Here is a 12,919-nt window from a genome sequence, read left to right as displayed (position 1 = left end):
AATGGAGCAGAGGCATTCACGCGAGTCCAGATGTTACAAAACGGCAAGAGTATTTCCGCCGGACGTCAACAATCACAATACATTGTTTGGCGGGAAACTAATGGCTTACATCGACGATATTGCTTCGATTGCAGCAACCAAGCATTGCCGGCGTTCAGTCGTGACCGCCTCCACAGACTCTGTTGATTTTTTGCATCCCATCAGGCCTTCAGATTCGGTATGCTTAGAAGCATTCGTAACGTGGACAGGCCGAACCTCAGTAGAGGTTTTTGTGAAGGTAATCAAAGAGGATTTATTAAGCGGCGAACGTAAAATTGCAGCAACCTCTTTTTTAACCTTTGTTGCACTGGATGAGAATCGGAAGCCCGTTCCTGTACCAATCGTTGTACCGGAATCGGAAGAGGAAATAAAATTGTTCGAGACAGCTGAGCACCGAGCGGACATGCGCAAGGTGAGAAGAGATGAAAGCAAAAAGTTTGCTGGATTTTTGACGGTTACTTATCCTTGGGATTAACTTTTGATTTCTCAAAAGACTGCGTCAGCATAAAAATTGCTGTCGTGGTCTTTTTTTTTTGATGAAATTGCTGTTTTTTGTGGGGAATGAGAGAAAATGCAGCGTATTTGTATCGATTTATGTATAAAAATGATCCGAAATACGGGTGCGGAACAAATGTTCTCATATGATTTAGCCTAATTAGATGATATTTTTCATCATCTTGGGCAAAATTGACTTAAATGCCGACCTGATAGGAGATATTGAATTAAAAATTGGGTGAATTGACTAAAATTAATGGTTTTTATCCCCAATATGCTCATTTTGCTGATAGGGAACACTTGTTCCCTTTTATATTTTAGCGCTCAGATAGTAAAGGCAGCTCTTTTTATCGGAGCTGCCTAAACATTAGATTAGCAGCTTTTGTCCTTTTTCTTCGGTATTGCTTCGTCGTTTCTGCTTTGCTTATCACCAAATTGATCGAGCCTGGATGGACTTGAAGCTGGTCCATCATTATCAGGTTTATTGTTTCTTCCTGTCAATGTCATCACCTCCAGCATTATAGGGTGAGCAAGATCTGTCCATTTCATACCCACAAAAAATCGGTGAATTGGAGCCTGTTTGTCCAGTTAGACGTAGTAGTGTATGTACAACATTTTTTCAGTCTAATTATTCAGAGTATGGAGAGTGCTGCAGGATGAATTTTACTTTCATTTTTACACGTGCATTTTTGTTAAGTTTATTGGGTGCAATCGGGTTCATATGGATATCCATTTGGATTGGCGATCAGCGAATTGCAAATTTTGATCAGAGCATCATCAGTAAAATTCAAGGAGCGGAATCTGATACTCTTACAGCGATAATGAAGTTTTTTTCGTTTATTGGATCAGGAGTTATGGTTTCTATTTTAGCCATCATCATGTTAGTCGTATTAGCAAAATTGCAATATAGAAGAGAACTGTACTTCTTTGCAGGAATCTTAATTGGATCAACCATTTTAAATAGTGTGCTAAAATTGAGTTTTCAACGTGTCAGGCCAACGATTTACCGCATTATTGAAGAAAATGGCTATAGTTTTCCGAGTGGACATTCCATGGCCGCTTTCACTTTTTACGGGATTATCATTTTTCTATTATGGAAGCATATTCCGAAGGCGTATTGGCGTGTCATTTTGATCTTAGTTGGTTCAGTTATGATACTGGGGATAGGAATTAGCCGGATTTATTTAGGGGTCCATTTTCCAAGTGATATTGTAGGTGGATATTTGGCTAGTGGGACATGGCTTGCTGTATCGATCGGTTTGTATCAGTATGTGCTCGATAGAAGAAATCGGAAATTGAAAAGTTAACTGGGCTGGGACTTTATCAAGCTTCATTAAATGAATATGAACGATTAGAACAATGGGTTTGACAAAATCATCCTAATTCATAATTAAAGATCGGAAGAGAGTGTCTCTTTCCGGTCATTTTTTTGTAAAGTGTAGAGACTATTTGGTATAGTTGTCGTTAATGACGAAGCACTGAGGAGTAAATATGAATTGTATTGCTATCCAGCATTATTATAAAGTGAAGAGAGAAATCACAAGTGTAGAACAAAAAACAGTAGTGGATGAACGTGTTATGTATTTATACAAAGAGAAAATTGTTACTAAGTACCATGAATTTCCGATAACGGAAGTATTCGATTTATCGTATAAACCAATTGGCGGGGATGGCGGTATTTTCTATTTGCACACGCTGCAGGGTGTTTTCTCGTATATGCTATCCACAGATCCAGCGTCTTTTATAGAAGCGTTTAAGGATTTAAGCAGCTCTTCTCCAAAAGAATGATTCATGTTGAAAATAAACCAAATAGCGTTGTAGCTCTTGATGAGACCGCCCTTGATTAAAGGCGGTCTTTCCATGTTTAGACAGGTATCCATTTTGCCGAATATGAAGAAGGACGAGCCTAACTGCTGTAATCTTAGCTGTAATCTTAATGGAAGCTTAATTGTTGGCTCCAATAACGAATAAGAGTTAAGGTCTAGTTAAAGCTGAGTTACACAAGATCTAAGAGTGGTTTGTTAGAATGAGGAAGACAAAAGCAAAGCTATATAAATAAGCAGGTGATTTATCGGAATTCAACTGAATTGGTTAAAACAAAGAATGTAGAATAAGGGGAGAAAATGAATGATGAAAAAAATACTTAGATTTTTACTTAAAGCTGTAATTGTCATTATTATAGCTATTGTAGTTTTTCTAGCCGTCGTTTTTATCGTTAATATCATCAGCAATAAAACGGACAAAGATAAAATCGTATCTTATGGTCAGCTTGTACCTGTAGACGGGAAAAATATGAATGTTTTGATTCAAGGCGATGGCAAAGAAACGGTTGTGCTGCTGCCTGGTTACGGAACAGGAGCGCCAGCGCTTGATTTCAAACCACTAATTGATGAGTTGGCACCATTTTACAAAGTAGTCGTGATTGAGCCATTTGGGTATGGCTTAAGTGATGTTACAGAAAAAGAACGTACTACTGAAAATATAGTGAAAGAAATTCATGAAGCGCTGCAACAGCTAAATATTAACCGCTACACGTTAATGGGCCACTCTATAGCTGGTATTTACGGTCTAGATTATGTGAACAAATATGAGAATGAAGTTACAGCATTTGTTGGGATAGACAGCAGTGTTCCAACACAAGGCGGTTTGGATGAACCATTTCCATCAGATGTTTATAAAATACTCAAAAAGACTGGTTTCTTGCGATTGTTATCGAAACTAACCGACGATCAGCTTATTGCACCAGAAGTTAATGATGAAATGAGAGAACAGATTAGAATAATCTCTCTCAAAAATATGATGAATCCCAATATCATTAGTGAAGGGGAAAATTTCAAGCCTAATTTTGCCGCTGTTGAGAATTCGAAATTCCCGAAAGAGCTTCCTGTTATTTTCTTTTTAGAAGCGAATAATACGGATGTTGAAGGCTGGGAACAATTGCATGAAGAACAGATAAAAGATCTAGTTCATGGAAAATTGATGACATTTGAAGGCACGCATTATCTACACCATACAAGGTCCAAAGAAATCGTGGAAAACTATAGGAGCTTTATGGAGGATGTAAATAAAGGCCAGTAGAAAGTTCTGGCCATATACAATTGAATATAAAGCAGGCGCTCCTGGACTACTGCCGGGAGCGCCTTTTTTCGTGTTAAGTATGATAATACATAGAAGTAACCCCGATTTTGTTTCCTTAAGCTTGGATTTGAAAACCCTGAAATCATCATCTACCTTTCTATACAAGAGTGAACAGCCGGAATGAGAGAAGTAGGGAAATAAACTGACAGTGTGATCCTTCCGGAGCTTATGCTTTTAGAAAGGGTTGGGATAATCAGCAGCTTGGAAGAAGGGAGAAATAGAAATGAAGTATTGGGCTTTGTGATATAATATGGTAAAATCTTCAACTCCATAAACGCAGAGACGATCCCACATGTAGCGTCATCTTTCAGAAAAATTATCTCTCAATAACCGTTGTTTCCGGAGTTCCTGGATTTGAAGACATCCAAGAGGAGGAAAACAGAGCTCAGCCCTAACGGCAAATATCAGAAGCTTGTTCTGCAATTCGCTGCAATCGGCAAGGAAGTAGAGTCTCTTGAAATTAGGGATAATGATAAGAATGTGCTCCTTAAAAAAGTAGAGAATATTTCGCCTAATAGTGATCTCCAGACGATTGAGGTAGATATTTCTGGAGTAAAGAATATCGCAATAAATGTGACACAAGCTGTTGACGGTGGGTTCATTATTCCGCTAGATATTTCAATTTACAAGTAAGATTAAGCAGAAAAGCCCACAATTCCCGTATAGGCGTAGTGGGCTTATTTTCATGTGAAATTACATTAGATTTTTGCTTGTTCTTTTGGTTTGAATGACTGACTCATTTTTTAAAATAGGGAGTAATCCCGCTTGAATATAGGTTTTCCACTAACTTGAAAAATTGTTCTGACGATAAATCCTTTTGACGCTGGAGCCAAAGACGAAATAAAGAAAGGGAAGTTGTCAGGTAAAACTCAATTAAGTATGGCGTTAAGGAATGGTTTTGGGGAACGTTTAATTCTAATTGATCCAAAGTGATTTCATTTTTTAAGCGTTTTAAAAAACGGGCACTTCCATAATCACCCAAAAGGGCATTAAGAACCAGGAGATGTTCTCTTTTGTCCAGACAATAGAGCGTATCTTGAACCGTATGCATCGATAGCTCTTTATTCGCCAATTCTTTTTTCATTTCATTCAATAAGTCATTTTCAACAGAGTCTAACAATTCGTAAATGTCGATAAAGTATTGATAAAAGGTGCTGCGGTTATATCCTGACTTATTCGCAATTTCCTGAACCGAAATTTTCTCAATCGGCTTTTGGCTATATAACTCACAAAAAACTTCTACAAACTTTTGTCTTGTTTTCTCCGTTATTTGGGGTTGCTTTTTCATGTTTCCCTCCTACTAGCGAATAAGAATATCATCCGACAAATAATAAAAAACTGATGGTTGATCAAGGAATAATAAAGATTTACAATCACATCATACAACAAGTTGTCTGATAATCAAAAAGGAAATGTTAATAAGTAGGGGTGGTTTAAATGTCAGCAAAACAAGATAGAATTTTAATTTTTGGTGCAGGTGTCATCGGGAGCATGTACGCAATTAAGCTTATTGAAGCAGGGTTTGACGTTACCCTGTTTGCACATTCTAATAGATTTAAATCATTAAGAGAAAATGGCCTGCAATATAAAGTAAAAGATACAGTTAGATCGATACAAGTGAATGTCATTGATACGCTCGAAAATGACGATCTATACGATTTTATTTTCGTTACCGTTCGTTATGATCGGTCCGAATCAGCGTTGTTAGCGCTAAAAGATAATCAAAGCAAAAATATAGTTACGATGACTAGTAATTCAATTGGATTTTCTTCGTGGCAGGATATCGTAGGGGATAGACTTTTACCAGCTTTTCCAGGCTTCGGCGGACAGATTAAAGATGGAGTATTGCATGCTCGATTTCTACCAAAGATTATAGCAGCAACTGCATTTGGAGAAATGAATGGTGTAGTGTCAGAACGCATAGAAAACCTCGCAAAATTATTTAAAACAGCAAAGCTTCCTTACGTTATTAAAAAGGATATGCAAGCGTATCTAATCACACATTCCGTATCAGACATTGCCATGTTAAGCTTTTTGCATTCTGAGAATAAGATAATTGACAAAAAAACAGTCAGAACCAGAAAGACGGCACGCAAAATAACAGTCACTTTAAAAGCGTATCTAAGGGCAATACAAAAAGCTGGCGTTTCAATAGATCCACCAATGCTTAAAATAGTGCTTAAATTTCCAAACTTAATTTTGGATCTTTTCTTTATGACATGGCTACGAACTAAAATGGTTAGGGATATGATGTTGCCGGATTATGCGAATAATGCTAACAATGAGATTGTGCAGTTGCGTCATGATTTAATGAAATTTTTAAATCAAAATGAGATCAAATCGGAAATACATGTTTAGTAATGTTTTTGTTGAAATATTATGGTAATGTTTTTTTCTGCAACAAAAAAGAGAAGAATGTAAAAAGTAGATATACGTTATTAATGCATGTTTGTGTCGCAACATACAAATCGATTATCTAGCATGAAAGCATTTTAAAGAAGGTTCACTTCAGCTGAGGTGAATAAATAGTTAATACGTAATAAGATGACAAAGTATCAATGATATGAATGTTGAGATTACCTTTAAGACTAATCCGAAGACCGGATTAGTGAAGTTTTTTTTATTTCTGATTTAGAAATAATCATACATTGACAACAGATACAGAATAAAGGTTTTTGTACAGATGTCCCAGTAATTAGCGTTAAACCAAGGGACAGGATAGCGCAACTTCCAACTACTGGTATCGTATAAGTAATTGTTGAGTTAACTACCATACATTTACAATTGAGTATTTTTAAGGAGTGAGAAAATGAGAGTTTACTCGAAACACATTAGAATAATCATTCTTGGTGTTGTTTTAACCATTTGCGTAGTGGGAGGTACTATGGCGTTTCAACGCGATGCTAAAAGCACGATTAATCAAAGCCTCACAAATCTTCCTAGCTATCCTGAAAATGAAAATGGACAGACATACGGTTCTGCCAATGAAAGCACTTCCGTTGAAATGCAACCTGACTTAATTTTTTCAGGAAGTGTGAATGGCATTGCAGGATACTTGCTGAAAGAAGATTATCTCGGTGAACTTAGTCGTAATGTCCCACTGTATGATGTTGATGGAGTAAACATAATTGGTTCTTTGTATATTAGCCCTAAGAATATGAACTATCCTAAAAATAAAAACGGACAGACATACGGTTCTGCTGCAGATGCCACTTCCTACGAAACGGGACCTGATTTAATTAGTGCAACAGGTGTGGATGGCACTACGGGATATTTGCTAAAAAAAGATATAGACGGTGAGCAGCCTAAGACACCCGAGGAAGCTCTAGCTATACAAAACAGTAGACCCCCAGGTGGTTATGATATCCCGCTATATGACGTTGATGGTAAAACCGTTATTGGTGTCTTTCATATTGGAGGCAATTGATAAAAAAAATGTCTTTCAATTGTTAAGCTAACGGGAGGTTTAGTGCAGGAAAAGGCAGTTAAAGTTATTATAATAAATAAGCTGTTTAAAATGAGGAGTTACCGCATGAAGCCGCTAAAAGAGCTTGTATTTGAGGATGAATCAGCACTTTTTATGATAAGACAATGGATTCGTGAATCTAACAATTGTAATGGAGCAGTTATCCTCCCCTCTTTCAAAGAATAAGGCGAAAAAGAATTGTTTCGCCTTCAATTAACAACTAAGTCAACGCTAGGTGCGGTCGAATATTCAACTGGTGGTATTTTACTTCAGAATGGATGGCTTCGCGTTTTAGGTTCAGGTCATGAAAATTTACCTAGAACGATCCATCATGGACCAAAAATTGTAAGTTGGAAAATGCCTTATTGGTTGCCGATGATATATTAGGCGGTTTTTTTGCTTTAAACGGCGGGTACTTTGATGAAGGTAAAGGAGAAATTTTTTATATTGCACCTGATACGTTAGCGTGGGAGTATTTAGAGATAGGCTATACTGATTTTCTGAATTGGTCTTGTACGGGGGATTTGTCGGGATTCTACGAACCATTTAGATGGAATAACTGGGAAACCATTGTTCCTACGCTAGATGGGAATCAGGGCATTTCTATTTATCCCTATCTTTGGTCTAATGAAGCAAAGGAAAGTGGAATTGAAAAATGTTCAAAAAAAGCAGTACCACTCGAAGAACTTTGGGGACTTAATTTTCAGTATAGAGAGCAATTAGGCACAGAATAAAAAACCTTTTTTGTTAGAGATTCATTACGCTAACGGGTAGGATAGTATAGTAAATTAAAATACTGTTTGGTAAAGTGAGTGGAAACAGGATACTCGTGGAAAAGCAAAATATTGAACTCTTGAAAGCTGAACTGTTAGAAATAATAATCAATGCAAAACCGGTTTACGACAAGTGGACGTTTTACAAAAACGAAATTTAGTAAAGTGAATCTGTTTACTAATAAGTACTGTAGCTATGAAGAGGTAAGGGGTAAGCAGGTGCTGAACGAGTTGGGTGTCTTATTTGTGATCTTTGCGATGGACTAGCCCGCAATTCAAAGTAAGTACATTGTCCATGAGAAAGTATCTAAGTTTTACTTTTAACGGCTGCAAAAGTTGAAGGAAACAGTGCACTAAAGGGAGACAATAGTGTAATATCCAGGGAGCAATTCGCCGTTGCGGCAACTGCTCCTTCTGTCATTAAACTAAAGAGTAGGTTAGTGCAGTATTCTGTTCAATGTCTGGGCTTCAAGACATGAGAAATTCGTGTTCATAAATCGCTTGAATCCTTTCCAGAACGTTCTGCGCCTGCTCTTTAAACTTTAATTCCGCAACCCGTCCTTTTAGCAAAAATACGCCGTTCTCATGATGGTGTTCACCAAGAGCCCCTTCATACAGCTTGTTGGCACCGAGGGTAGGAGGCGAGAAAAATAGCTTCATCAATACTTCAACCAAAACGGGTAGTCCGGATTGTTTCCCTTTTCTAAGTGTATTGTTGCTACCTGGGTCAACGCTACGGATCTTGATACCATTCTTGGCGAGCTGCGGTGCAATGGCCTGAGTCCACAGAGAAATAGCTAGCTTTGAGGTCGCGTAAGGACCAAGCAACTTGCGAAAGGTTTTGGGATGCTCCAGGTCTTCGATCGAAAACTCTTTTGTAAATTTTAGAGCTGAAGATGAGGTATTGATTACCGTTTTTAAACGACTGATTTTAATGAGTTCCTTCAATTCCATCAGAATAATATACGGAACGACAGTCATCAGTTCATAATGTTTCTCGCGTCCTTGTTTCGAATAGCTCAGCTCGGGAAAAGACCCTCCGGCGTTATTGAACAAAATATCGATCCGCTGCTCCTTGCTTTTGATCTCTTCTAAAGTAAGTCTCAAGCAGGCATAATCGGCGAGATCATCCGTTTTATAAATTCGAAGCGAACCGCTCTTGACCGCATTCTGGATGCTCCTATCGTCGGCTGGAAAATCAGAACGGTTTACAGCAACCACATGCCAGTTCTCCGACAGTAATTTCCGTGTTAGTTCTAACCCGATCCCAGCGCTTGCGCCTGTAATCAATGCGATATGTTCACTCTGGTCCTTGTTCATTGTACATCTCCTTTTTAATATGATTCGATAGTGCACATTCTATAACTTGAAGTCGACTCCAAGTCAAGACGCGAAAACAAAGCTTTTCTCCAAGGATAAGAGATTTGACTTAGAGCCAGCTTCAAGATGTATAATGTACAAAAATCAATCTTAGGGAGGGAACAGGATGAAGGAAGAGCAATGCTTTACGATAAAGCAAACCGCTGGACAAACCGGAATTACTGAGGATACGATCCGTTATTACGAAAAGATCGGGCTGCTGCCTCGCGCAGAGCGGAAGGATAACGGGCACCGCATCTATCGGCAGGAGGACATCAATACGATCCGGCTGATAGCATGCCTGAAAAAAACGGGGATGCTGCTAGAGGAAATTCGACCTTTTTTGGCGGTCTCGGCCGATACTGATCCCGCGGAATATCCGGAGATTGTGGGACTCTTAAGAAGTCATCGTGAAAATATTATCAGCCAGATCACATCACTGCAGCAAGTTGTTGATTTTATCGACATGAAGTTGGAGGAGGGGAGATATAGACGGGACTGCAAGGATGAGTGTCTAGACGGCGTACCAGAGAAAATGTTGGGTGAACCGAAAACAAAGCCTGTCTCACCCGGCGAGATGAGGTATTTTTCCGTATCGGCCAAAGCGGGCAAGTCACATTCTTCCGTAAGATAAGCTCGCCATAACAAGAGGAGAGGTTACTTCCCCACATAAACTGCTGTAGTCCGTTGAGCTAACGGGGAACGATAGTTGAATGATACACATTGATGAGCAGGTGCTACGGCAGCCTACTTTTTTCATTGAAATGGGGCAGGATAGTTTGAAGCTTGCGTAGAATAATCCTGTATAACAAATCCATATTTTGGTTAATTCGATAGTGTGAAATGGGGTTGATACAAATGTTTTTAGTAAATTCTCGTGCCATAATTGAAAGAATAGTAAACGGAATATTAGAAATAGTAGTACAGACAAGGGATAAAGCGGGTGAAACGAAAAAAATTGAACTTCCTGGTGGCAGAATTGAGCAATATGAATCATTAACACAAGCTCTAATAAGGGAAGTTAAGGAAGAGACTGGACTGGATGTAGTTGAAATTGAAGGCGAGGATACACGGGTCGATACAACAGGAATCGACCCAGAATTCCAAGTGGAATGTATAAGACCGTTTGGAGCTTATCAAACAATAAAGGGTCCTTTCGATTCAGTTGGAGTTTATTTCCGTTGCAAGGTGCAAGGGGAGTTATTATCTTCAGGTGATGATACTAAAAACCCACGATGGATTTCAGTAGACGAATTAAGACGTTTGATGGATGATGAACCTTTGCAATTTTCTAATGTAGACAGAGCAGGAATAATGTTTTACTTAAAATCACTCAAGTAGACTTGGGTTTACAATTAAGAGCCTGGGAGAAAAACACCCTGGAGTTGAGCGATTTGAATGTAATTTCTCACAACATAAATGATTGTACAAACGGGGAACAATAGCTTAATTAACTATCAAAAGAACGAGGCTGCCGACATAAATCGGCAGCCTCGTTGAGCTGACGGGCAGTTTAGTTTTAAGGTATGATACACGGAGGATTTAAGAAGGGAGCAATAAATTATGTTACCTCTATCGAACAAAGTCACATTGTCTTCCATTGATGGTTCTGCAAAGCTTATACTAGCGACAAGATATCCGGTTCATATTAATTATACTTTTGATATGACAGGAGCAACAAAATTCATATCACATACTTCTCATTTTTGCGTGAGATAAGAACAGATTGAGGGTATTGTTTGTTGTATCGACCAAGGAATAATGGCAGAACTTCAAGATAATGATTCTGATGGGTTTATAAAAATAAGTTTCAAGGAAGATACGATTTTTGTTCACGCACAAATCGGTGGTTCGCATGAAGAGAGTGTTTACATTGAATTTATAACAGGAGGAAAACTGTACTCAAATTTACCACGGGGCTAAGAGAGCTTTTAAATAATGAGGATATTTACTAAGTTGCATTGTACTAACGGGGAAGTTTAGTTCAATAGCATACAACGATGAGCAGGCGCTGTAGTGACCTGCTCATTTCATTAAACTAATGGGCAGTTTAATGGAAATGATTTGTAGAAAAACCTATAGATGAAAGCGACAAAAGTAGTGTAGGTCGGGTAGATTCCAGATCTGGCATATGCTGCGGGATCTTCTGGCTACCCTCTCTAGCGATTTTCAATCTAGACAATTCTACTGGCAGTTGAATAAAGCGGATGTGACAATTCAACCAACGCTTGATAGAATCACGTTTGCGGAAATGCTATGCTGTATTCGACGGTGCGCACTGTACATTTTGTTTTTTTCGGAGGTAATACGATGCTCGACTTACGTAAAATTGGAGCTTATATTTCGAAGCTTCGCAAAGACCAGGATCTGACCCAATTGGAACTTGCAGATCAACTGAATTTAAGTCATCAAGCGGTATCGAAATGGGAACGGGGCGATTCGATACCGGATATCGGAACGCTTCCGCAGCTTGCGAGGTTATTCGGAAAAACGGTAGACGACATTATTAATGCAGGAGAAAACGCAGAAAATCGGGAGTACCAGCACCTAGGAACGATCGTTGAGGAGATCGCAGGGAACAGGCCAGAACAAGTTGCAGAGATGGTCAATACCGGAGAGGTGGAGGTGGAAGAGCTTGTAGAAGTAGCGCCGTTTGTAAAGGCAAGCGTTCTGCATAAGGTTACTGAACGATTAGACAGCAACGTCTTTAAGTTAGACGTGATCATGAGGCTGGCTCCGTTCCTTGGAACAGATACATTGGATGAACTGGTTTGTCAGGCAGAAGAGGGCGAGATTGTGTGGAATGTCATTACCGGACTCGCTCCGTTCGTCAGCAGTGACACATTAAATCGACTGGTAGATAAATCGATTGACGGTTCCTTAGAAGTGCACAATCTTGTTGGAATTGCGCCGTTTCTTGGAAGAGAACATGTAGATCGATTGGTACAAAATGCAGAAGAGAGCAGCTTGAGCTGGCATTCCGTTCAAGGGCTGGCACCCTTTATTAGCAGAGAGACATTAAGTCGTTTGGTAGACCGGGTTGTAGACGGCACCATCGATGCGAACCGGATCGTAAGCCTCGCACCTTTTCTAGGTAGGGAACAGGTGGATCGGTTGGTACAAGAAGCCGAAGAAGGAAGCTTGAGCTGGAATGCCGTGAATGGACTGGCGCCCTTTATTAGCAGAGAGACATTAAGTCGTTTGGTAGACCAGGTTGTAGACGGCACCATCGATGCGAACCGGATCATAAGCCTAGCACCTTTTCTGGACAGGGAAAATCTAGAGAAGTTGATTGGTGGAGTATCCAAGTAGAGCAAATCAATTCGAATCAGATATGACGTTCAATATTGTTTTGCATTTTTTGTCATAATAAATATTCAGGCGTGTTTATCGCAAACTTGTTTCCAATTTACGAGAAGGATCCAAAGAAATTGAATCAGTATATCCGTAAGCCAGAATATGCAGAACATATGGCCAAAAACAACCAAGCCATGCATGATATGCTCTTGAAGAATCCTCACATCAAGGATGTCATCATAGCTTGGGGACAATGAATCAAAACTAGATAATCTTGAGATAAGGAACTATCGTTAACATTATGCTATACCAGCTAATAATAAGCAGCAGAGAAGGCATCGGGAGAATGCCT

At 39.1% G+C, this 12,919-nt stretch carries 17 protein-coding genes; 14 read left to right on the top strand and 3 right to left on the bottom strand.

Features of this window, described 5'->3' with window-relative positions:
- Nucleotide 1 precedes the first annotated feature (1 nt).
- A complete protein-coding gene (locus tag AC1DM9_RS12165) occupies nt 2–514 on the top strand; it encodes an acyl-CoA thioesterase (protein WP_339209163.1) in 513 nt (170 codons plus the stop codon).
- Between the two features lie 392 nt (nt 515–906).
- On the opposite strand, the gene AC1DM9_RS12160 is transcribed toward AC1DM9_RS12165, so the two are convergent.
- Nucleotides 907–1,083 (bottom strand): hypothetical protein, encoded by a 177-nt coding sequence (locus tag AC1DM9_RS12160; protein WP_477580183.1) that lies wholly within the window; start codon nt 1,081–1,083, stop codon nt 907–909.
- 107 nt (nt 1,084–1,190) lie between these two features.
- On the opposite strand from AC1DM9_RS12160, the gene AC1DM9_RS12155 reads away from it, so the two are divergent.
- From AC1DM9_RS12155 to AC1DM9_RS12140, 4 genes are all read left to right on the top strand, one after another.
- Nucleotides 1,191–1,841 (top strand): phosphatase PAP2 family protein, encoded by a 651-nt coding sequence (locus AC1DM9_RS12155; RefSeq protein ID WP_477550380.1) that lies wholly within the window; start codon nt 1,191–1,193, stop codon nt 1,839–1,841.
- 184 nt (nt 1,842–2,025) lie between these two features.
- A complete protein-coding gene (locus AC1DM9_RS12150; RefSeq protein ID WP_477580181.1) occupies nt 2,026–2,322 on the top strand; it encodes a hypothetical protein in 297 nt (98 codons plus the stop codon).
- A gap of 339 nt (nt 2,323–2,661) precedes the next feature.
- Complete coding sequence (locus AC1DM9_RS12145; protein ID WP_477550382.1) at nt 2,662–3,612, top strand: alpha/beta fold hydrolase; 951 nt, start codon at nt 2,662–2,664, stop codon at nt 3,610–3,612.
- Between the two features lie 414 nt (nt 3,613–4,026).
- Nucleotides 4,027–4,305: a hypothetical protein gene (locus AC1DM9_RS12140; RefSeq protein ID WP_477580179.1), complete on the top strand. Its 279-nt coding sequence runs from the start codon at nt 4,027–4,029 to the stop codon at nt 4,303–4,305.
- A 103-nt stretch (nt 4,306–4,408) separates the two neighbouring features.
- On the opposite strand, the gene AC1DM9_RS12135 is transcribed toward AC1DM9_RS12140, so the two are convergent.
- Complete coding sequence (locus AC1DM9_RS12135; protein ID WP_477580177.1) at nt 4,409–4,960, bottom strand: TetR/AcrR family transcriptional regulator; 552 nt, start codon at nt 4,958–4,960, stop codon at nt 4,409–4,411.
- 149 nt (nt 4,961–5,109) lie between these two features.
- On the opposite strand from AC1DM9_RS12135, the gene AC1DM9_RS12130 reads away from it, so the two are divergent.
- From AC1DM9_RS12130 to AC1DM9_RS12115, 4 genes are all read left to right on the top strand, one after another.
- Nucleotides 5,110–6,030, top strand: a complete 921-nt coding sequence (locus tag AC1DM9_RS12130; protein ID WP_477580175.1) for a ketopantoate reductase family protein — start codon at nt 5,110–5,112, stop codon at nt 6,028–6,030.
- A 451-nt stretch (nt 6,031–6,481) separates the two neighbouring features.
- Nucleotides 6,482–7,099 (top strand): hypothetical protein, encoded by a 618-nt coding sequence (locus AC1DM9_RS12125; RefSeq protein ID WP_477512017.1) that lies wholly within the window; start codon nt 6,482–6,484, stop codon nt 7,097–7,099.
- 237 nt (nt 7,100–7,336) lie between these two features.
- A complete protein-coding gene (locus tag AC1DM9_RS12120; RefSeq protein ID WP_477580173.1) occupies nt 7,337–7,525 on the top strand; it encodes a DUF2625 family protein in 189 nt (62 codons plus the stop codon).
- Nucleotides 7,489–7,872 (top strand): DUF2625 family protein, encoded by a 384-nt coding sequence (locus tag AC1DM9_RS12115; protein ID WP_477580171.1) that lies wholly within the window; start codon nt 7,489–7,491, stop codon nt 7,870–7,872. The genes AC1DM9_RS12120 and AC1DM9_RS12115 overlap by 37 nt, the downstream gene beginning before the upstream one ends.
- A gap of 507 nt (nt 7,873–8,379) precedes the next feature.
- Here the strand turns inward: AC1DM9_RS12115 and AC1DM9_RS12110 are convergent.
- Nucleotides 8,380–9,231, bottom strand: coding sequence for an SDR family NAD(P)-dependent oxidoreductase (locus tag AC1DM9_RS12110; RefSeq protein WP_477512020.1), 852 nt, complete (start codon nt 9,229–9,231; stop codon nt 8,380–8,382).
- A 166-nt stretch (nt 9,232–9,397) separates the two neighbouring features.
- Between AC1DM9_RS12110 and AC1DM9_RS12105 the strand changes: the two genes are divergently transcribed.
- The 5 genes from AC1DM9_RS12105 (at nt 9,398) to AC1DM9_RS12085 (ending at nt 12,824) form a co-directional block, all read left to right on the top strand.
- On the top strand, nt 9,398–9,904 hold the full coding sequence (locus AC1DM9_RS12105; RefSeq protein ID WP_477512021.1) for a MerR family transcriptional regulator: 507 nt from the start codon (nt 9,398–9,400) through the stop codon (nt 9,902–9,904).
- Nucleotides 9,905–10,128: 224 nt separating this feature from the next.
- Nucleotides 10,129–10,611: an NUDIX hydrolase gene (locus AC1DM9_RS12100; RefSeq protein ID WP_339209183.1), complete on the top strand. Its 483-nt coding sequence runs from the start codon at nt 10,129–10,131 to the stop codon at nt 10,609–10,611.
- 420 nt (nt 10,612–11,031) lie between these two features.
- Nucleotides 11,032–11,193: a hypothetical protein gene (locus tag AC1DM9_RS12095; protein WP_477580169.1), complete on the top strand. Its 162-nt coding sequence runs from the start codon at nt 11,032–11,034 to the stop codon at nt 11,191–11,193.
- Nucleotides 11,194–11,580: 387 nt separating this feature from the next.
- Nucleotides 11,581–12,582: a helix-turn-helix transcriptional regulator gene (locus AC1DM9_RS12090; RefSeq protein ID WP_477512022.1), complete on the top strand. Its 1,002-nt coding sequence runs from the start codon at nt 11,581–11,583 to the stop codon at nt 12,580–12,582.
- A 35-nt stretch (nt 12,583–12,617) separates the two neighbouring features.
- The gene (locus AC1DM9_RS12085) at nt 12,618–12,824 is read left to right on the top strand and encodes a DUF1643 domain-containing protein (protein WP_477512023.1); all 207 of its coding nucleotides are present in this window, start codon (nt 12,618–12,620) and stop codon (nt 12,822–12,824) included.
- Nucleotides 12,825–12,919: the final 95 nt, after the last annotated feature.

Source organism: Paenibacillus sp. 01T431 (genome assembly GCF_056398625.1).
Note: the sequence above shows the minus strand (reverse complement) of the source record. Positions and strands in the feature narration are given on the sequence as shown.

Coding starts and splice junctions, on each gene's coding strand:
- AC1DM9_RS12130 (WP_477580175.1), top strand. CDS start 5,110: ATGTCAGCAAAACAAGATAGAATTTTAATTTTTGGTGCAGGTGTCATC.
- AC1DM9_RS12095 (WP_477580169.1), top strand. CDS start 11,032: ATGGCAGAACTTCAAGATAATGATTCTGATGGGTTTATAAAAATAAGT.
- AC1DM9_RS12150 (WP_477580181.1), top strand. CDS start 2,026: ATGAATTGTATTGCTATCCAGCATTATTATAAAGTGAAGAGAGAAATC.
- AC1DM9_RS12125 (WP_477512017.1), top strand. CDS start 6,482: ATGAGAGTTTACTCGAAACACATTAGAATAATCATTCTTGGTGTTGTT.
- AC1DM9_RS12165 (WP_339209163.1), top strand. CDS start 2: ATGGAGCAGAGGCATTCACGCGAGTCCAGATGTTACAAAACGGCAAGA.
- AC1DM9_RS12155 (WP_477550380.1), top strand. CDS start 1,191: ATGAATTTTACTTTCATTTTTACACGTGCATTTTTGTTAAGTTTATTG.
- AC1DM9_RS12145 (WP_477550382.1), top strand. CDS start 2,662: ATGATGAAAAAAATACTTAGATTTTTACTTAAAGCTGTAATTGTCATT.
- AC1DM9_RS12110 (WP_477512020.1), bottom strand. CDS start 9,231: ATGAACAAGGACCAGAGTGAACATATCGCATTGATTACAGGCGCAAGC.
- AC1DM9_RS12135 (WP_477580177.1), bottom strand. CDS start 4,960: ATGAAAAAGCAACCCCAAATAACGGAGAAAACAAGACAAAAGTTTGTA.
- AC1DM9_RS12090 (WP_477512022.1), top strand. CDS start 11,581: ATGCTCGACTTACGTAAAATTGGAGCTTATATTTCGAAGCTTCGCAAA.
- AC1DM9_RS12160 (WP_477580183.1), bottom strand. CDS start 1,083: ATGAAATGGACAGATCTTGCTCACCCTATAATGCTGGAGGTGATGACA.
- AC1DM9_RS12105 (WP_477512021.1), top strand. CDS start 9,398: ATGAAGGAAGAGCAATGCTTTACGATAAAGCAAACCGCTGGACAAACC.
- AC1DM9_RS12100 (WP_339209183.1), top strand. CDS start 10,129: ATGTTTTTAGTAAATTCTCGTGCCATAATTGAAAGAATAGTAAACGGA.